Annotated in this window: 17 protein-coding genes, 1 pseudogene and 1 riboswitch; of the genes and pseudogenes, 10 read left to right on the top strand and 8 right to left on the bottom strand. The window is 70.8% G+C overall.

Annotated features, from left to right (window positions below):
* Window positions 1-12: 12 nt before the first annotated feature.
* On the bottom strand, window positions 13-1,191 hold the full coding sequence (locus OHA89_RS11670) for a PotD/PotF family extracellular solute-binding protein (protein WP_266614707.1): 1,179 nt from the start codon (window positions 1,189-1,191) through the stop codon (window positions 13-15).
* Between the two features lie 92 nt (window positions 1,192-1,283).
* Window positions 1,284-2,723: a gamma-aminobutyraldehyde dehydrogenase gene (locus OHA89_RS11675; protein WP_215145266.1), complete on the bottom strand. Its 1,440-nt coding sequence runs from the start codon at window positions 2,721-2,723 to the stop codon at window positions 1,284-1,286.
* A 170-nt stretch (window positions 2,724-2,893) separates the two neighbouring features.
* Between OHA89_RS11675 and OHA89_RS11680 the strand changes: the two genes are divergently transcribed.
* From OHA89_RS11680 to OHA89_RS11725, 10 genes and pseudogenes are all read left to right on the top strand, one after another.
* Window positions 2,894-3,397: an Lrp/AsnC family transcriptional regulator gene (locus OHA89_RS11680; protein ID WP_215145265.1), complete on the top strand. Its 504-nt coding sequence runs from the start codon at window positions 2,894-2,896 to the stop codon at window positions 3,395-3,397.
* Window positions 3,398-3,400: 3 nt separating this feature from the next.
* Window positions 3,401-4,762 (top strand): aspartate aminotransferase family protein, encoded by a 1,362-nt coding sequence (locus tag OHA89_RS11685; RefSeq protein WP_215145264.1) that lies wholly within the window; start codon window positions 3,401-3,403, stop codon window positions 4,760-4,762.
* A 300-nt stretch (window positions 4,763-5,062) separates the two neighbouring features.
* Window positions 5,063-5,737 (top strand): annotated as a pseudogene (locus OHA89_RS11690) (ABC transporter ATP-binding protein); the annotation flags it as partial.
* Complete coding sequence (locus OHA89_RS11695; RefSeq protein ID WP_266614710.1) at window positions 5,719-6,795, top strand: hypothetical protein; 1,077 nt, start codon at window positions 5,719-5,721, stop codon at window positions 6,793-6,795. The pseudogene OHA89_RS11690 and the gene OHA89_RS11695, both read left to right, overlap by 19 nt.
* A 26-nt stretch (window positions 6,796-6,821) precedes the next feature.
* Window positions 6,822-7,913 carry an LOG family protein gene (locus OHA89_RS11700; protein ID WP_406366105.1) on the top strand — a complete coding sequence of 364 codons (1,092 nt, stop codon included), beginning with the start codon at window positions 6,822-6,824 and terminating at the stop codon, window positions 7,911-7,913.
* A gap of 80 nt (window positions 7,914-7,993) precedes the next feature.
* A complete protein-coding gene (locus OHA89_RS11705; RefSeq protein WP_257553967.1) occupies window positions 7,994-8,899 on the top strand; it encodes a hypothetical protein in 906 nt (301 codons plus the stop codon).
* A 124-nt stretch (window positions 8,900-9,023) separates the two neighbouring features.
* A complete protein-coding gene (locus tag OHA89_RS11710) occupies window positions 9,024-9,626 on the top strand; it encodes a hypothetical protein (protein ID WP_406366107.1) in 603 nt (200 codons plus the stop codon).
* A 127-nt stretch (window positions 9,627-9,753) separates the two neighbouring features.
* Window positions 9,754-9,990 carry a ferredoxin gene (locus tag OHA89_RS11715; protein WP_215145253.1) on the top strand — a complete coding sequence of 79 codons (237 nt, stop codon included), beginning with the start codon at window positions 9,754-9,756 and terminating at the stop codon, window positions 9,988-9,990.
* Window positions 9,980-11,374 carry an NAD(P)/FAD-dependent oxidoreductase gene (locus OHA89_RS11720; protein WP_266614715.1) on the top strand — a complete coding sequence of 465 codons (1,395 nt, stop codon included), beginning with the start codon at window positions 9,980-9,982 and terminating at the stop codon, window positions 11,372-11,374. Before OHA89_RS11715 ends, OHA89_RS11720 begins: the two co-directional genes overlap by 11 nt.
* 33 nt (window positions 11,375-11,407) lie before the next feature.
* Window positions 11,408-12,658 carry a cytochrome P450 gene (locus OHA89_RS11725; protein WP_266614716.1) on the top strand — a complete coding sequence of 417 codons (1,251 nt, stop codon included), beginning with the start codon at window positions 11,408-11,410 and terminating at the stop codon, window positions 12,656-12,658.
* Here the strand turns inward: OHA89_RS11725 and OHA89_RS11730 are convergent.
* From OHA89_RS11730 to frr, 6 genes are all read right to left on the bottom strand, one after another.
* On the bottom strand, window positions 12,655-13,683 hold the full coding sequence (locus OHA89_RS11730) for an ABC transporter ATP-binding protein (protein WP_266614718.1): 1,029 nt from the start codon (window positions 13,681-13,683) through the stop codon (window positions 12,655-12,657). The two genes, OHA89_RS11725 and OHA89_RS11730, sit on opposite strands and share 4 nt — an antisense overlap.
* Window positions 13,683-15,299: an iron ABC transporter permease gene (locus OHA89_RS11735; protein WP_266615366.1), complete on the bottom strand. Its 1,617-nt coding sequence runs from the start codon at window positions 15,297-15,299 to the stop codon at window positions 13,683-13,685. The genes OHA89_RS11730 and OHA89_RS11735 overlap by 1 nt, the downstream gene beginning before the upstream one ends.
* A 95-nt stretch (window positions 15,300-15,394) precedes the next feature.
* Window positions 15,395-16,495: a thiamine ABC transporter substrate binding subunit gene (locus OHA89_RS11740; RefSeq protein ID WP_215145248.1), complete on the bottom strand. Its 1,101-nt coding sequence runs from the start codon at window positions 16,493-16,495 to the stop codon at window positions 15,395-15,397.
* Window positions 16,496-16,579: 84 nt separating this feature from the next.
* Window positions 16,580-16,688: riboswitch (TPP riboswitch) on the bottom strand.
* A 58-nt stretch (window positions 16,689-16,746) separates the two neighbouring features.
* A complete protein-coding gene (locus OHA89_RS11745; RefSeq protein WP_406366109.1) occupies window positions 16,747-17,502 on the bottom strand; it encodes a hypothetical protein in 756 nt (251 codons plus the stop codon).
* A gap of 93 nt (window positions 17,503-17,595) precedes the next feature.
* Complete coding sequence (locus OHA89_RS11750; RefSeq protein WP_215145247.1) at window positions 17,596-18,672, bottom strand: phosphatidate cytidylyltransferase; 1,077 nt, start codon at window positions 18,670-18,672, stop codon at window positions 17,596-17,598.
* On the bottom strand, window positions 18,672-19,229 hold the full coding sequence (gene frr / locus OHA89_RS11755; RefSeq protein ID WP_030016386.1) for a ribosome recycling factor: 558 nt from the start codon (window positions 19,227-19,229) through the stop codon (window positions 18,672-18,674). The genes OHA89_RS11750 and frr overlap by 1 nt, the downstream gene beginning before the upstream one ends.
* Window positions 19,230-19,252 lie beyond the last annotated feature (23 nt).

Consider the following 19,252-nt stretch of genomic DNA (forward strand, 5'->3'; position numbering starts at 1 on the left):
GCCGGACCGTGATCAGAGCCCGACGATCGCGTTCCACCGGCGGGCGAGGGAGCGGCGCTCGGCCGAGGAGATGTCCCGGGCGACGACCAGCCGCTTGCGCATGTCGTCGTCGGGGAAGATCAGCGGATTCTCGGCCAGTTCGGCGGTCTCCTTGTCGCCGGAGCCGGCCAGGACCTCGCGGGCGGCCGGGACCGGGCAGACGTAGTTGACGGAGGCGGCGAGCTCCGCGGCCACCTCCGGGGCGTAGTAGTGGTCGATCAGGGCCTCGGCATTGGCCTTGTGCCGGGCCAGGTTGGGCACGAGGAGGCTCTCCGCCCAGAGTTCGGCCCCTTCCTCCGGAACCACGAACTCGATGTCCGGGTTGTCGGCCTGGAGCTGGATGGCGTCACCGGAGTAGGCCTGGCAGGCCAGGACGTCGCCCTTACTCAGATCGGAGGTGTAGTCGTTGCCGGTGAAGCGGCGGATGTGCTTCTTCTTCACCATGCTCTCGACCTGGTCGCACATCCGGTGGAAGTCGGAGTCCGTCCAGCGGGTGACGTCCACGCCGTCGCCCTGCATCAGGAGGGCGAAGGACTCGTCGAGACCGGAGAAGAGGGTGACCTTGCCCGCGAGCTCCGGCTGCCAGAGGTCCTTGACGGACTTGATCTCCCGGCCCAGAGCCTTGCGGTTGTAGGCGATGCCGGTGATCCCCGACTGCCAGGGAACGGTGTGCAGCCGGCCCTCGTCGAAGGCGGGGGAACGCAGCTGCGGGTCCAGGTACCTGTCCACGTTGGACTGCGCCGAGCGGTCCATCTTCTGGGCCCAGCCCAGGTGGACGAAGCGGGCGGCCATCCAGTCGCTGACCACGACCAGGTCGTGGCCCGTCTCCTGGCGGTTCATCAGGGCCGGGCTGACCTTGCCGAAGAACTCGTCGTTGTCGTTGATCTCCTCGGTGTACCGGACCTCGATGCCGGACTGCTCGGAGAAGGCGTCCAGCGTCGGACGGCGCTCCTCGTCCTCCTCGTCGGTGTCGATGTACAGCGGCCAGTTGGAGAAGGTGAGGCTCCGGTCCCGCTCGGAGCGGTCGACTCCTTCACGCCGGTCCTCGGGGACGTAGGCGGCGGGTACTCCGCAGCCGGTGAGGGCGGCCAGCAGGCCCGTGGCACCGAGGCCGCGCAGTGCGGCGCGGCGGGAGTAGGCGAGTTGAGGCATGGCCTCAGCCTCGGTGAACGCGAAGGGGCGGGCAATAGACATGTTGTCTACCGCCCGCCCCGTCAACGGCCTGCTCTGACCGATGCGGCCGATCAGCCGCCGAGCGAGGTCATCACGTGCTTGATGCGCGTGTAGTCCTCGAAGCCGTAGGCGGAGAGGTCCTTGCCGTAGCCGGACTTCTTGAAGCCGCCGTGCGGCATCTCGGCGACGAGCGGGATGTGGGTGTTGATCCACACGCAGCCGAAGTCGAGGTTCTTGGACATCCGCATCGCGCGGCCGTGGTCCTTGGTCCACACGGAGGAGGCGAGGGCGAACTCGACGCCGTTCGCGTACTCCAGGGCCTGGGCCTCGTCCGTGAAGGGCTGGACGGTGATGACGGGGCCGAAGACCTCGTTCTGGATGATCTCGTCGTCCTGCTTCAGGCCGGAGACCACGGTCGGGGCGTAGAAGTAGCCCTTCTCGCCGACCTGGTGGCCGCCCGCCTCGACCTTGGCGTGCGCCGGGAGGCGCTCGATGAAGCCCGCGACCTGCTTGAGCTGGTTCGGGTTGTTCAGCGGGCCGTACAGCACGTCCTCGTCGTCCGGCTGGCCGGTCTTGGTGTCGGCGGCGGCCTTGGCGAGCGCGCTCACGAACTCGTCGTGGATCGACTCGTGCACGAGCACGCGGGTGGCGGCCGTGCAGTCCTGGCCGGCGTTGAAGTAGCCGGCGACGGCGATGTCCTCGACGGCCTTGGCGATGTCGGCGTCCTCGAAGACCACGACCGGGGCCTTGCCGCCGAGCTCCAGGTGGACGCGCTTGACGTCCTTCGAGGCGCTCTCGGCGACCTGCATGCCCGCGCGCACCGAGCCGGTGATGGAGGCCATCGCCGGGGTGGAGTGCTCGACCATGGCCTTGCCGGTCTCGCGGTCACCGCAGATGACGTTGAAGACGCCCTTGGGCAGGACCGAGTCGATGATCTCCGCCATCAGGACGGTGGAGGCGGGGGTGGTGTCCGAGGGCTTGAGCACCACGGTGTTGCCCGCGGCGATGGCCGGGGCGAACTTCCACACGGCCATCATCATCGGGTAGTTCCACGGCGCGACCTGGGCGCAGACACCGACCGGCTCACGGCGGATGATCGAGGTCATGCCCTCCATGTACTCGCCGGCCGAGCGGCCCTCGAGCAGGCGGGCGGCGCCCGCGAAGAAGCGGATCTGGTCCACCATCGGCGGCAGCTCCTCGCTGGCCGTGAGGCCCAGCGGCTTGCCGGTGTTCTCCGACTCCGCGGCGACGAGCTCGTCCGCGCGGGCCTCGAAGGCGTCCGCGATCTTCAGCAGCGCCTTCTGACGCTCGGAGGGCGTGGTGTCGCGCCAGCCCGGGAAGGCGGCCGCGGCCGCGGCCATGGCGGCATCCACATCGGCCTGACCCGAGAGCGGTGCGGTGGCGTACACCTCGCCGGTGGCCGGGTTCACCACCTCGGTGGTCCGGCCGTCGGCGGCGTCCTTGAACTCTCCGCCGATGTAGTTGCGCAGACGACGCAGTTCGGTGGTCACTACAGCCACACTCCTGATCACATGTCCAACGATTGAGACGATTCCCCAAGGGTAGCTCCTCGGCGGACGCTTTCGACAGAGCCAGACACCACCAACTACGAAATCAGTGAGATCGGAGTCGCCAAACAACGGATTTCATCGATTCCGTCTTGCGGAACAGACGACTCCTCGTGCACAGTGTGGTCGTGGTCAGTCGAAGCGCAGATTCCAGGAACAGACAACCGTCCCCTTCGGTCGATGCTGTGTCCCTGGCGATCATCGAGCAACTGCAGGAGGACGGTCGCCGTCCCTACGCATCCATCGGCAAGGCCGTCGGCCTGTCCGAAGCGGCTGTGCGCCAGCGCGTGCAGAAGCTGCTCGACCAGGGCGTCATGCAGATCGTCGCCGTCACCGACCCGCTCACCGTGGGCCTGCGGCGCCAGGCCATGGTCGGCATCAACGTCGAGGGAGACCTCGACCCGGTGGCCGACGCCCTGACCGCAATGGCCGAATGCGAGTACGTGGTGATGACCGCGGGCTCGTTCGACCTGATGGTGGAAATCGTCTGCGAGGACGACGACCACCTGCTGGAAACGATCAACAAGAAGATCCGCACGCTCCCCGGCGTGCGATCAACCGAAAGCTTCGTTTACCTGAAGCTGAAGAAGCAGACCTACATGTGGGGAACTCGATAGCCCGTGAGCCAGGACCTCTCCAAAACCGCGTACGACCACCTGTGGATGCACTTCACCCGCATGTCGTCCTACGAGAACGCACCCGTGCCCACCATCGTGCGTGGTGAGGGCACCTACATCTTCGACGACAAGGGCAAGCGCTACCTCGACGGCCTCGCCGGCCTGTTCGTGGTCAACGCCGGTCACGGCCGCAAGGAACTGGCCGAGGTCGCCTACAAGCAGGCGCAGGAACTCGCGTTCTTCCCCATCTGGTCGTACGCGCACCCCAAGGCCGTGGAGCTCGCCGAGCGCCTCGCCGACTATGCCCCCGGCGACCTGAACAAGGTCTTCTTCACCACCGGTGGCGGCGAGGCCGTCGAGACCGCCTGGAAGCTCGCCAAGCAGTACTTCAAGCTGCAGGGCAAGCACACCAAGTACAAGGTCATCTCGCGTGCGGTCGCCTACCACGGCACCCCGCAGGGCGCCCTGTCCATCACGGGTCTGCCGGCCCTGAAGGCCCCCTTCGAGCCGCTGGTCCCCGGCGCGCACAAGGTGCCGAACACCAACATCTACCGCGCCCCGATCTACGGCGACGACCCCGAGGCCTTCGGCCGCTGGTGCGCCGACCAGATCGAGCAGGAGATCCTCTTCGAGGGCGCCGACACCGTCGCGGCCGTCTTCCTGGAGCCGGTGCAGAACGCCGGCGGCTGCTTCCCGCCGCCGCCCGGGTACTTCCAGCGGGTCCGTGAGATCTGCGACGAGTACGACGTGCTGCTCGTCTCCGACGAGACGATCTGCGCCTTCGGCCGCCTCGGCACGATGTTCGCCTGTGACAAGTTCGGCTACGTGCCGGACATGATCACCTGCGCCAAGGGCATGACCTCGGGCTACTCCCCGATCGGCGCCTGCATCATCTCGGACAAGCTGGCCGAGCCGTTCTACAAGGGCGACAACACCTTCCTGCACGGCTACACCTTCGGCGGCCACCCGGTCTCCTCGGCGGTCGCGCTGGCCAACCTCGACATCTTCGACAAGGAAGGCCTCAACCAGCACGTGCTGGACAACGAGGACGCCTTCTTCTCGACGCTGAAGAAGCTGCACGACCTGCCGATCGTCGGCGACGTCCGCGGCAACGGGTTCTTCTACGGCATCGAGCTCGTCAAGGACAAGGCCACCAAGGAGTCCTTCACGGACGAGGAGACGGAGCGCGTGCTCTACGGCTTCCTCTCCAAGGCGCTCTTCGAGAACGGCCTGTACTGCCGGGCCGACGACCGAGGCGACCCGGTCATCCAGCTGGCCCCGCCGCTGATCGCGGACCAGGGCACCTTCGACGAGATCGAAGGCATCCTGCGCTCGGTGCTCACCGAGGCGTGGACCAAGCTGTAAATCGTCCGACCACACGGCCCGGATCCTCCGTTCGAGTGAGAACGCGGGGGTCCGGGCCGTGTGCTGTCGCCATCCATCGCGTTCATCTCTTTACATCTCAGTGCGGCGCCAGTGACTTCAGCAGGCTCCGCTTCGTTCCCCCGGACGGAGGTGTACGCCATGGTGGCTCCACCGGACAATGCCCCGACCGACAATGCCCCACCCCAAGACGATCTGCTCTGGGCACGGTCCCTTCACTACTCCCACAGGGGGTCCCCCCGGACGAAGTCTGGGGGAGGTTCCCCCGGCCTCATCGGGGTCTCCGCCGGGATCCGCCAGGGCGAGATCCTGGCCCTGACCGGCCCGCGCGGCAGCGGCAAGACCACGCTGCTGCGCTGCCTCTCCGGACAGCTGTGCCCCGAGCAGGGCGAGGTCTGGTTCAACAGCGTCCCCGTGCACACGATGGGCGCCCTGGCCCGCGAGCGGCTGCGCCGCGACCGGTTCGGCTGGATCGGCCCCGAGCCCCAGCTGCTGCCCGAGCTGAAGGTGTGGGAGAACGCGGCCCTGCCGCTGCTGATCGCCGGTGCCTCGCACCGCAGCGCCAAGCACGCCGCCTGCGAATGGCTGGACCGCCTGGACATCGGCGGTTTCGCCCGCAAGCGCCCCTCCGCGCTCACCCGGGCCGAGTCCCAGCGGGTGGCGCTGGCCCGGGCCCTGGTCAACGAGCCCGCAGTGATCTTCGGCGACGATCCCACGGCCCCGCTGCACCGGGCCGAGCGCGCCCTGCTGCTCCGTACGCTGACCACCGCGGCCCGCTCGCACGGGATCACCGTGGTGCTGGCCACCCACGACGAGGAGACCGCGGCCGCCGCCGACCGGCGCCTGGCCCTGCTCGACGGCCGGCCCGCCGCCACGGCCATGGCCGCCGCGGGGCAGCCGGGTCCCCCGTCCTCCGGAACCGCGGAGGGGCAGGCCGCGTGCTCGCTCTCCGCCTAGCCCGCGGCTCCCGGCCGCTGGTCCAGCTGCGCCGGCTCCTCGTCGCCGCCGCCTCGGCCGGTACCGGGTTCCTCCTTCTCTACGTGCTCGCCGAGGCTGTGGCCCGCCCCGCCGGATCGTTCCCTCGCCTGCTGTGGGCCCTGGTGCCGCTGGCCGCCACCGTCCAATTCGCCGTCGCCGTGGCCCGTACCGACCCGGCGACCCGGCCCCGGGAAGGGCTGGACGCCGCCGGGCTGGGACCCGTACGGCTCAGCCTGATCGCGGCGATCTCCACCGCCGTCGCGTGCACCCTGGGCAGCGCGCTCGCCCTGGCCGCCTTCCTCCACCTGCGCGGGGATCTGGCCGGGCTGCCGTTCGACGGAGCCGGCGCCCGGCTGCTCCATGCCGGCCAGCCGCTGCCGGTGGCGGCCGCGCTCACCCTCCTGGTCCTGCTCCCGCTGACCGCGTCGGCCGCCGCCGCCCTCACCCTGCCCCGGCGCAGCAGGCCCCTGGCCCCGCAGACCGGGCTGCCGTGGGGCATCGCGCTCACCGCATGCGGGCTCGCGGCCCTGGGCTACGCCGGGCGGGGCGGTCCCGGCATGCTCGTCGGCTGGTCGCTCACCGCCGTCGGCCTCGCCCTCGCCGGGCCCGGCCTGGCCTACGCCTGCGGCACGCTGGTCCAGGCCGTACGCCCGGGCGCGCTCCGTCTGCTGGCCGGCCGGGCCCTCCAGGAGGAGGCGCCCCGGCTCGGCCCGCCGCTGGGGGTGCTCTGCGCGGTCGGGGCGGCCGCCCTCACCGCCCTGGCCCTGCGGGACCGGGGCGGGCTGCTCGTCCCGCTCGGCCCGCTGACCGGACCGGCCGCGGCCCTGGTCGCCCTGTGCGCCGCCGCGACCCTTCTCACATCCGCGGTGGAGGCACGCCAGGGCCGAGCCGCCGGCCGCGAGGCCCTGACCGACATCGGCGCTCCGGCCAAGGTCCTGCGTACGGCCGCGAGTTTGCGGGCCACCGCGCTGGTGGCCGTGTGCGTACCCCTCAGCTGGGGTGTGGCGCAGCTGACGTCGCTGGCCCTGACCCGCTGACGCGGGCAGCCCTTAGGGTGGGCCGAATGGTCAACGCAGACATCGAGATCGAGACGCTCGCCGAATTCGACCAGGTCGTGGCCCGCGGCTCGCTCAGCGGCTACCGGATCCAGTCGGTCAACCTGCTGGAGCGGACCTTCGCGCTGCTGTCCGCCGACACCTCGGCCGCCGTGTTCCTGGGCTGCGCGATGGAGCCCGACGCCTCGGTGAAGGTCCGCGCCGACGGCGCGCTGGTCTTCCCGCCCGTGCCGGACCTTCCGTTCAATCCGTACCGGAGCCTGCTCTACACGCCCGAGGAGCTGTTCGCCGGGCTGCCCGCCGGATACGAGGCCACCCCGGACGCCCAGGCCTACGCCTGGTTCCAGGAGACCAAGGCCGACGGAGACGTCTTCTCCTCGATGCTCCGCTCCATCCACGACGACGCCATATCCGACGCCCTGGACGAGCACCTCTCGGGTGCCCGGGTGGTCGGCGTCATGGGCGGCCACGCCATGTCCCGCAGCGGTGCGGAGTACCACGGCGCGGCGGAGCTCGGCCGGGCGCTGACCCGGTCGGGGCTCACCGTGGCCACCGGCGGCGGCCCCGGCGCGATGGAGGCCGCCAACCTCGGCGCCTACCTGGCCCCGGCTCCGGACGAGGCCCTTCCGGAAGCCCTGGAGCTGCTGGCCAAGGCCCCTTCCTTCGCTCCGTCGGTGTCCGACTGGGCGCGGGCGGCCTTCGCCGTACGGGACCGGTGGCCCGGCGGCGGGGACTCGGTGGGCATCCCGACCTGGTTCTACGGGCACGAGCCGCCGAATGCCTTCGCGGCGCACAGCGGCAAGTACTTCGCGAACGCCACCCGGGAGGACGGGCTGCTGGCTCGCTCCACGGCGGGCGTGGTGTTCCTGCCGGGCGCGGCGGGCACGGTCCAGGAGATCTTCGACAGCGCGACGCCGAACTACTACTCCTCGCGGGGCGAGCCCGCACCGATGATCCTGGTCGACCGGGCCCACTGGACCGAGCACCTTCCTGCCTGGCCCCTGCTCCAGGCACTGGCGCGCGGCCGGGCGATGGAATCCCGGATCGCCCTCGTGGACTCGGTGGACGAGGTCCCGGACGTCCTCGCGTCAATGGCCTGACACCGGGAGGCAACTTCCCGGCCCGTTCCGACGTCTGGCAGAGGTACCGCAAAACCTGCCAGACGTGAACGGAGCCTTCGGTGCTCATAGGCCTGCTGACCGCTGTCGCGGCGTCCATCTGCTACGGCACGGGATCCGTCCTGCAAGCCGTCGGATCGCGCCGCGCCGCCCGGATGTCCCCGTCCGCCGCCGGGGTGACGGCGCACGGCGGCCCCAACCTGTCGTCGACCGCGAAAGCGGCGATGACCTGGGAGTTCATCGTCGGGACGGTCCTGGACTTCGTCGGCTTCGGGCTGGGCGCGCTGGCGGCCCGCCTGCTGCCCCTGTTCCTGTCCCAGACGGTGATCAGCGCCAACCTGGTGATCACCGCGGTGCTGAGCGTGAAGATGCTGGGCATCCGGCTGAGCCGCAAGGAATGGACCTCCATCGGCGTCGTCTGCACGGCGCTGGTGCTGCTGGCGACGGCCGCGGGCCACGAGGGCGGGCACCACGCCCCGATGTCCACGCACTGGTGGTTGCTGGGGATCACCCTGCTGCTGATGGTGGGCGGCACGGTGGCCGTACGCCTCCTCGGCGGCGGCGCGGCGATCCTGGCGGGTCTGCTGTCGGGCCTGGGCTTCGGCGCGCTGGGCGTCGGCGTCCGGATCCTGGACGGCGTCGACCCGTTCGACCTGGGCACCCTCCTGTCCGACCCGGCCCTGTACGCCATCCTCGTGGCGGGCTTCGGCGGCATGTACCTGCACACCGTCGCCCTCCAGATCGGCTCGGTGAACGGCGCGACGGCCGCCCTGGTCGTCGGCGAGACGGTCCTGCCGGGCGCGATCGGCGTGCTCTGGCTCGGCGACGCCTCCCGCCCGGGTCTGGCCTGGCTGGCGGTGCTGGGCTTCGTCCTGGCCGTCACGGGCGCGGTGGCGGTCGCCTGGTACGGCAAGCACGAGGGGGCCGACGCGGAGGCCCAGGCCCCGGTCCCCGAGCCGGTGGCGTAGCCCGGAGGAGTCACCCGGTCGGCCCGGAGGAGTCACCCGGTCGGCGCCTTCACCCGGTCGGCCGTCCCCGATGGTGGTGGAGCACGGGCTGCCGCTTTCTGGACGGGGGAGAAAGCGAGGGTTCATGGAACCCACCAGTGAGCGGCTCCGGACCCCGCGCGCCGCGGGAACGGCCGGAATCGCCTTCGCCCTGCTGCTCGCCGCGGCGATCGTGCTGATGCGGATCGCCGTCCCGTCGGGAAACGCCGCTGACGCGGCCATCCCTTCGGACCGGCGCTGGGCGGTGCGGGTGGCCCTGGAGATCATCCCCTTCGCGGGGATCTTCTTCCTGTGGTTCATGGGCGCCCTGCGCGCCCATGCCGGCGAGGCCGAGGACAGATTCGTCGCCACGGTGTTCCTCGGCAGCGGGTTCGTCTTCGTCTCCACCCTGTTCGTCGCCTCCGGGGCGGCGGGCACCGTGCTGGCGGAGAACACGCCCTCCGACTTCGGCCGCCACTACGCGTACACGGTGCTGTCGACCTATGCCATGCGGATGGCCGCCGTATTCGTCTTCGCGACCTCGACGATCGGACGGCGGCTCGGGGTCTTCCCCAAGCCGCTGGTTCTGCTGGGCACCGTCGTCGGGCTGGTCCTGCTCATCGTGGCGTCCGCTGTGCCCTGGTCCGAGCTGGTCTTCCCGGCCTGGGCCCTCATCGTCAGCTTCCACATCCTGCTGCACAGGTCCTGACCTGCCCTTCCGCCGTCTGGCAGGCCGTCCCCGGGCCCCGCGTGCATGCTGGATGCAGGGGAGGGACGGGTACTTCGGGGGCTCGGGGATGACGGGGATGATCGGGCCACGGAAGGGCTGATCTTTCATGAGGCTTGTCGTCGACCTCAATCGCTGCCAGGGATACGCGCAGTGCGCGTTCCTCGCTCCCGACGTGTTCGCCATGCACGGTGACGAGTCGCTGCTGTACGACCCGGAGGCGGACGAGGAACAGCGCGAGAACGTCGCGCGCGCCGTCGCCGCCTGCCCGGTCGGGGCGATCCTCGTCGAATACGACGCTGCGGACGGCCCCGTACTCACCCCGGAGGTGCGCGGTGAGCGTTGACGGCAGCCTCGAGCGCCTCAAGCGCGACGGCCGCATCGTCGTCGTCGGCGCCTCCCTGGCCGGCCTGCGGGCGGCCGAAACCATGCGCGAGAAGGGCTTCAGCGGCTCGCTCACGATGATCGGCGACGAGCCGTACGAGCCGTACGACCGGCCCCCGCTGTCCAAGCAGGTGCTGCTGGGCAAGGCGACCGCGGACCGTACCGCCCTCCCCCGCCGCCGGGACATCGACGCGAAGTGGCGCCTCGGAGTCCCCGCCTCCGGCCTGGACATGGCGGCCCGGCGGGTGCGCCTCGCCGACGGCGACGAGGTGGAGTACGACCGGCTGTTGATCGCCACCGGCGTACGGGCCCGGCCGTGGCCCAACGAGGCCGAGGGCGCCCTCGACGGCGTCTTCGTCCTGCGCACCCGTGACGACGGCGCCCGACTGGAACGGGCCCTCGCGGCCGGTCCCCGCCGGGTACTCGTCATCGGGGCCGGGTTCACCGGATCCGAGATCGCCTCCGCCTGCCGGGAGCGCGATCTGCCCGTCACGGTCGCCGAGCGGGGCGCCGCGCCCCTGGTCGGCGCGCTCGGCGGGGTGATCGGCGAGGTCGCCGCCCAGATGCACCAGGAGCACGGGGTGGACCTGCGCACCGGCGTGATGGTGACCGGGCTGGAGGGCGATCCCTCCGGGCGGGTCCGCGCCGCCCACCTCTCCGACGGCGCCACCGTCGAAGCCGACGTGGTGGTCGTCTCGCTCGGCGCGCAGCGCAACACCGAGTGGCTCGCCGGGTCCGGACTGGGTGCCGGCCCCCGCGGCATCGCCTGCGACGCGGGCTGCCGGGCCTTCAACATCTGGGGCATCGTCACCGACGACATCTACGTGGCGGGTGACGTGGCACGTTCCCCGCACGCGCTCTTCGGGTACCAGTTCCTGTCCCTGGAGCACTGGGGCAACGCCGTCGCCCAGGCCGAGACGGCGGCGCACAACATGCTCAGCGAAGGCATGGACCGCCGCCCCCACGTGTGGGTGCCGGCCTTCTGGTCCTCCCAGTTCGGCGTGAACATCAAGTCGGTCGGGGTGCCGCCGATGGGGACCGAGATCCAGGTCACGCAGGGCTCCCTCGCGGAGCGCCGGTTCGCGGCCGTGTACGGGTACCAGGGGCGCATGATCGCCGCCGTGACCTTCGACAACTGCCGGTGGCTCCCGTTCTACGAGCACCAGATCGAGACCACCGCCCCGTTCCCCCCGCCGTTCTCCACGGTGGACCGCAGGCCGGAGGGGCACAAGCCGATGCCGGCCGACTTCCCCGACCCGTCGGTCCCCACCCACGGTCCGACCATCACCCTCAGCGGCTACTCGCCGGCCGACCGGACGATGACCTTCACCCCCGCGCGCCACTGACCGCGCCCTCCCCGAGGATCACGAGGACCCGTCATGACACAAGCCATCCTGCGGGAGATCATCGACTACGCGAACCGCGCGAACCCGTACCCGCTGTACGAGGAGCTCCGCAAGACCCCGGTCTCGCACGATGGGGACGGCCCGTACGTCGTCAGCACGTACTACGAGATCCAGAGCCTCCTGCACGACCCCCGGATCAGCTCCGACGCCAAGAACCTGAAGGCGACCGGGGACGATCCGCTGGGCCAGGGCCAGGGCGAGGAGGAGGGGGCGACCCTGCCCCCGTCCTTCCTCAAGCTCGACCCGCCCGACCACGACCGCCTGCGGCGGATGACGAACCGGCCGTTCGGGCCGCCGCACGCCCCCCACCGGGTGCACGACATGCGGGAGGAGCTCGGCGGCCTCGTATCCGGGCTCATCGACGGCATCGCCACCACCGGGAACCTGGACCGGGTCGACCTGGTCGACCAGTTCGCCTACCCCTTCCCGGTCTCGGTCATCTGCCGGCTGCTCGGGGTGCCCCACGAGGACGAGCCACGCTTCCACGTCTGGGCGGAGACCCTCGCGGCCAGCCTGGACCCCGACCCGGACGCGGACCCCGCCCAGCAGGGCAAGGGGGCCATGGACGCCCGCATGGAACTGGGCATGTACCTGGCCGGGCTGATCGAGGAGCGCCGCAAGAACCCCGGCGACGACATGCTGTCGCAGCTGGCGACGGCCGACGGCCCGGACGGCTCGATGACCACGATGGAGGTGCTCAGCACCTCCGCGCTGCTGCTGATCGCGGGCCACGAGACCACGGTCAACCTGATCACCAACGGCATGCTGACCCTGCTGCGCCACCCGGACGTCCTCCAGCGACTGCGCGAGGACCCAGCCCTGTCCGTCCCCATCGTCGAGGAGCTGCTCCGCTACGAGCCTCCCGTGCAGCTGCTGCCCCAGCGCAGCACGCTCACCGAGATCGAGGTCGCCGGCGTGACCATCCCCAAGGGCGCATCCCTGTGGCTGATCCTGGCGTCCGGGAACCGCGACCCGAAGCGGTTCGAGAACCCGGACCGCTTCGACCCCGACCGCAAGGACATCCAGCACCTCGGGCTCGGCAGCGGAATCCACAGCTGCTTCGGGGCACCGCTGGCCCGGCTGGAGGCCCAGCTGGCCTTGAGCGAGCTAGCCCGGCGGCTGGAGAACCCCCGGCTGCTGGAGGACCCGCCGCCGTACCGTCAGAACGCGGTCCTGCGCGGCCCGCGCCACCTGACGATCTCCTGCGACGGCGTCCGTTCCTAGGGGGTGTCCGCCGGCAGGACGACCACCTCGGCCGGGGTGAAGGACACCGCGACCCGGTCCCCCGAGGCCGGTGCCCCCGCCAGCCCGCACTCCGCTTCCAGCACCGGCCCCGCCTCGGGGCGCAGCAGCAGCGCGACGTGCGTGCCCCGGAAGGTCCTGGACACGACCTCGCAGCGCAGACCGTCCGGGGCCAGGACCACTCCGGCCGGTCGGATCAGCAGCCGCTGTTCGCCCTCCGGGGATCCGGCCGGGACCGGGACCTTGCCCCACGGGGTCCCCGCGACCCCGCCCGACACCACGGCCGGGACCACGTTCTCGAAGCCGAGGAAGCGCGCCACGAACTCCGAGGCCGGGCGCTGCCACACCTCCAGCGGGGTCCCGGCCTGCGCGACGCGCCCGTCCCGCATGACCACCACCCGGTCGGCCAGCGCGAAGGCCTCGCCCTGGTCGTGCGTGACGGCCAGCACCGTGGTCCCCAGCCGGGAGAACAGCCCCTGGAGCTCCACCACGAGCCGCTCGCGCAGCCCGCGGTCCAGCTGCCCCAGCGGTTCGTCCAGCATCAGCAGCCTCGGTGACGGGGCCAGCGCACGGGCCAGCGCCACCCGCTGCTGTTCGCCGCCGGACAGCGAGGCCACCGCCCGGCCCTGGGCCCCGGGGAGCCCTACCAGCTCCAGCAGCTCCGCGACCCGGGCCTCGGACGAGCCGCGCCCCTCGCCCCGCATCCGCAGCCCGAAGGCGACGTTCCCGCCGACGTCCCGGTGCGGGAAGAGCTGGTGGTCCTGGAACATCAGGCCCACGCCCCGCCGGTGTACGGGCACGCCGGCCTGGTCGGCGCCGCCGAGCGAGACCCGGCCCGCGGACACCGGCTGGAGCCCGGCGACGACCCTCAGCAGGGTCGACTTCCCGCTGCCGCTCGGCCCCAGCACGCACACGATCTCGTGCTCGGCGACCTCCAGGTCCACGCGGTCCACCACCGCGCGCTCGCCGAAGCGGACCGACACCCCGTCCAGCTGAAGCAGTGTCATCAGAACTCTCCCGAGGTCTTGTCGGGACGCAGTCGCTCCAGCACCAGCAGGGACACCGCGCACACCAGCATCAGAATCGTGCTCAAGGCCATGGCCTGCCCGTAGTTCATCTCTCCGGCCCGCCCCAGCAGCCGTGCCACGGCCACCGGCAGCGTCGGACGGTCCGGCCGCGCGATGAACACGGTCGCGCCGAACTCCCCGAGCGAGATGGCGAAGGCGAAGCCCGCCGCGATCAGCAGCGCCCGCCGGACCAGGGGCAGGTCCACCTCCCGCCAGGCGCGCAGCGGGGAGGCGCCGAGCACGGCGGCGGCCTCCCGCAGCCGCCCGTCCACGGCGCGCAGCACCGGCAGCATGGTCCGTACGACGAACGGCACGCCCACCAGGGCCTGCGCGAGCGGAACCAGGACCCACGAGGTCCGCAGATCCAGCGGCGGCTCGTCCAGGGTGATCAGGAAGCCGAAGCCGACCGTCACGGCGGACACCCCGAGCGGCAGCATCAGCAGCGCGTCGAAGCCCCGAACGAAACGGCCGGCGCGCCTGGTGAGGGCCGCGGCCGCGAGCCCGCCGATGACCAGGGCGATGGCGGTGGCGGCGAGCGCGTACTGCAGGGAGTTCCAGATCGCCTCCAGCGGGGGCACCAGGAAGGTTCCGCCGCCCGCGCCCACCTCCTGGAGCGCCCGGTAGAAGCCGAACCCGTACCCGCCGGGCGCGTCGAAGGACCGCTCCACCAGCACCGCCAGCGGGGCCACGATCAGCAGGGCGACCGTCAGCAGCACCCCTCCCAGCAGGGTGCGCTGCGCCCAGCCGCGCGGCCGGTGCGTCGTGCGCCCCGGGTCCACCAGCCGCAGCGCGGTCTCCCGCTTGCGCACCGTCCAGGCGTGCACCGCGAGGATCCCGCCGAGAGCCGCGAACTGCACCATCGTCAGCACGGCGGCCGTGGACAGGTCCAGGAGCTGCGCGGTCTGCCGGTAGACCTCCACCTCCAGGGTGGAGTACGCGGGCCCGCCCAGGATGAGGACGACGCCGAAGGAGCTGAAGGTGAACAGGAAGACCATCAGCGAGGCGGCGGCCACCGACGGGGCCAGCGCGGGCAGCGTCACCCGCCGCCAGGCGGCGAACCGCCCGGCGCCCAGGACCCGGGCGGCCTCCTCCTGGCGCGGATCCAACTGGGCCCACAGCCCGCCGACCGTCCGTACGACGACGGCGTAGTTGAAGAAGACGTGTGCGAGGAGGATCGCCCAGACGGTGGTGTCGAGCCGGACGCCCACCAGTTCGTCGAGCAGCCCGCCCCGGCCGACCAGCGCCAGGAAGGCGGTGCCGACCACCACGGTCGGCAGCACGAAGGGAACGGTCACCACGGCCCGCAGCAGCTGCTTGCCGGGGAACTCGAAGCGCGCGAACACGTACGCGCCGGGGAGCGCGATCAGCAGCGTGAGCAGGGTGGAGGCGAACGCCTGCCAGGTGGTGAACCACAGCACATCGGCGATGTCGGGCCGGGCGAGCACCTCGCCGATCCGGCCGAACTGCCAGCCGGCGTCGGTCTTGAGCCCGCGCCCGACGATCGCGGCCACGGGATAGGCGAAGAACAGCCCGAAGAAGGCCAGTGGCACGGCCATCAGCGCGAACCGCAGGGCCGTGGCCCGGCCGGACTCGCGAGGGGCGGGGACCGGCGCGGCGCCCTCCGGCGCCGCGCTCGGAACCTTTGTACCGCCTACTTCACGACGAGCGAGGTCCATGCCTTGACCCACTGCTCACGGTTCTTGGCGATGGTCTCGGGAGCGACGCTCGTAGGCTTCTCGACCACCACACCGTGCTTGGTGAACAGCTCCGGCAGGGAAGCGTCCTTCGTCACCGGGTTCACGAACATCTGCAGCGGCATGTCCTCCTGGAACTTCTTGCTGATCAGGAAGTCCACGAGCGCCTTGCCGCCCTCCTCGTTCTTCGCGCCCTTCAGCAGGCCCGCGAACTCGGTCTGACGGAAGCAGGTGCCGGTGGCGACGCCCGTCGGGGCCTCGGCCGGCTGCGGCTCGGCGTACAGCACCTCGACCGGCGGACTGGAGGCGTAGGAGACGACCAGCGGGCGGTCGCCCTTGGCCTTCTTGCCGCCCGCGGAGCCGGAGAAGCGCTCGTTGTAGGCCTGCTCCCAGCCGTCGACGACCTCGACGCCGTTGGCCTTCAGCTTGCTCCAGTAGTCCTTCCAGCCCTCGTCGCCGTACTTGCCGACGGAGGCGAGCAGGAAGCCGAGGCCCGGCGAGGAGGTCGCGGCGTTCTCGGTGACCAGCAGGTTCTTGTACTCCGGCTTGATCAGGTCGTCCAGCGTCTGCGGCGGGGCGATCTTCTTGTCGGCGAAGTACGCCTTGTCGTAGTTGACGCAGATGTCACCGGAGTCGATCGGGGTGACCCGGTGCTCCTTGTCGAGCTGGAACTCCGGCTTCACCTCGCCCAGGCCCTTGGCCTCGTACGGCGTGAAGATCCCGTTGTCGAGGGCGCGCGAGAGCAGGGTGTTGTCCACCCCGAAGAAGACGTCGCCGCGCGGGGAGCCCTTGGTGAGGATCTCCTGGTTCAGCGCCGCGCCCGCGTCCCCGGACTTCAGCACCTTGACGGTGTAGCCGCTCTGCTGCTCGAACTCCTTGAGGACCGTGTCGGTCACGTTGAAGGAGTCGTGGGAGACGAGCGTGACGGTCGTGGACTTCGGGGCATCGCTCGTGCCCGCGGACTTGTCCTTGGCGTCGCCGCCGCCGCAGGCGCTGAGCGTGGTGACGCCCAGGGCAGCCGCGAGCGCGGCGCCCGCGATCTTCTTGGTGGTGCTCACTGGTGATTCCTCCTGGGATGTCCAGGAGAAGACGCGGCCCTGCCCGGCGCTCTGTGGGAGCGGACGCCGGGCAGGGCGCAACAGCATGAGTGGTGACCGAACTTCCTACCCCGAATGACCGGGGCGAGGTTCAGAGGGTCTGCGGATGACGGTTCCGCACTCTCAGCGCTGTGGCGCTCCCCTGTCGGAATATGAAATTGGTTCGGCCACAGGGTACCCCGTGGCCGAATACGGACCCCGGTGACCGGAAACTAGCGCTCCGAGGCCGCGAGCTGGCCGCACGCACCGTCGATCTCCTGGCCGCGGGTGTCCCGGACGGTCACGGGCACGCCGTGCCGGGCGATGGCCTCAACGAAGGCCTTCTCGTCCTCGGGCCGCGAGGCGGTCCACTTGGAGCCGGGCGTCGGGTTCAGCGGGATCAGGTTGACGTGGACGCGCTTGCCCTTGAGCAGCTTGCCCAGCAGGTCACCGCGCCAGGCCTGGTCGTTGATGTCGCGGATCAGGGCGTACTCGATCGAGATCCGGCGGCCGGACTTCTCCGCGTACTCCCAGGCCGCGCCGAGGACCTCGCGGACGTTCCAGCGGGTGTTCACGGGGACCAGGGTGTCGCGCAGCTCGTCGTCGGGCGCGTGCAGCGAGACGGCGAGACGGCACTTGAAGCCCTCGTCGGCGAAGCGCAGCATGGCCGGGACGTGCAGCTTCCACAGGGTCTTGCGGGTGGTGTCGTCGTCACACGAGATGTGCCGGATGACGTTCATCAGATCCGGCAGCAGCTCCTGCTGGAGCTTCTCCCGCGAGCCCGCCGGGATGTCGGTCCACTCGGCCGGGTCGTGCGCGTAGCGCGCGAAGTAGTGCTGGGAGAGCTGCTTGGCCCGGAACGGCTTCTCGCCGATCGCGGCGACCGCCTCACGGCGCTCGGCCGGGGTCATGTCGGCGAGGTGCCGGGGCGGCTTCTTGGCCCCGCGAGGGGCGACGAAGGTGAGCTCTCCCGGAACGGGGCGGGCCATGGCAGGTACTCCTTGTAAGACGAAAGGCGCACCGCAGAAGCAGCGCGCCTTCCAAGAGTAACCGCCCGGCGTGTTACGACGCCTTTCCGCAGGTCAGCCCGTGCCCACAAAGGCCGCCAGCAGCAGCCACACCACCGGCGCGGTCGGCAGCAGGGAGTCGAGCCGGTCCATGATGCCGCCGTGGCCCGGCAGCAGGGTGCCCATGTCCTTGATGCCCAGGTCCCGCTTGATCATCGACTCGCCGAGGTCACCCAGCGTGGCGCTGACCGCGACCGCCAGCCCCAGCACCAGGCCCTGCCACCAGGAGCCGCCGTCGATCAGGAACTCCATGCACAGCGCACCGGCCGCCATCGCGAAGGCCACCGCGCCGAACAGCCCCTCGCGGGTCTTTCCGGGGCTGATGCGCGGGGCGAGCTTGGTCTTGCCGAAGCGCCAGCCGACGGCGTAGGCCCCGGTGTCGCTGACCACCGTCAGCACCAGGAACGTCACCACGCGCTGCGGCCCGTCGTCGGCGGTGAGCAGCATCGCGACGAAGGTGGCCAGGAAGGGCACGTAGAACGCGGCGAAGACGCCGGCCGTGACGTCCTTGAGGTAGTCCTCGGGCGGTTCGGTCATCCGCCAGACCAGGACGGCCAGAGCCGTCAGGGCCATGGCGACCCAGGCGCCCTCGGCTCCCCGGACGTATCCGGCGATGACCATGGCCGCGCCGCCGACGGCGAGCGGGACCAGCGGGGCCTTGATGCCCTTCTTCTCCTGGAGCCGGGAGGTGAGCTCCCACAGCCCCACGACGACCGCGACGACGATGACGCCGACGAAGACCGCCTTGACGATGAACAGCGAGGCGAAGATCACCGCGCCGAGGCCGACGCCGACACCTATGGCGGCGCGCAGGTCCCTCCCCGCCCGCTTCTTCGGCGGCGGAGGCGAGGCGTCCTGCGGTACCTGCGAAGGCGGGGGCGGGGGGCTGGGCATGGGCTCCTGCGGCGGCGTTTCGGCGCGGAAGAGGGGGCCGCCGTCCGAGGCGGCCCCCCGATCGCGTGCTTCCCGGTCGTCGAAGTCACGGCCGGCGGCATCGGGCACGATGGGCATGGGCCGAGTGTGCGGGCCCACCTGCGCATCGTATGCGGGACCCGCCGGAACCGGCTCCGGCTGCCAGGAAGAGTCGTTCATCAGACTTCGAGGAGCTCGGCTTCCTTGTGCTTGAGGAGCTCGTCCACCTGCGCGACGTACTTCGCGGTGGTGTCGTCGAGCTCCTTCTCCGCGCGGCGCACCTCGTCCTCGCCGGCCTCCTTGTCCTTGACGAGCTTGTCAAGGGCGTCCTTCGCCTTGCGGCGCACGGCGCGCAGGGAGATCTTGGAGTCCTCGGCCTTGGTGCGCGCGACCTTGATGTACTCCTTGCGGCGGTCCTGCGTCAGCTCGGGGAAGGTCACCCGGATGATGCTGCCGTCGTTGCTCGGGTTGACACCGAGGTCCGAGTCGCGGATCGCCTGCTCGATGTTGCGCAGGGCGCTCTTGTCGAACGGGGTCACGATCGCCATGCGCGGCTCGGGCACGGAGAAGGAGGCGAGCTGGTTGATGGGCGTGATGGCGCCGTAGTACTCCGCCACGATCTTGTTGAACATCGCCGGGTGCGCACGACCGGTGCGAATCGCGGCGAAGTCTTCCTTGGCGACGACGACGGCCTTTTCCATCTTCTCCTCGGCCTCGAGGAGGATCTCTTCGGTCACCACGTGCTCCTGCATGTCTTGAA

The organism is Streptomyces sp. NBC_01546, from assembly GCF_045208355.1.
GTDB lineage: Bacteria > Actinomycetota > Actinomycetes > Streptomycetales > Streptomycetaceae > Streptomyces.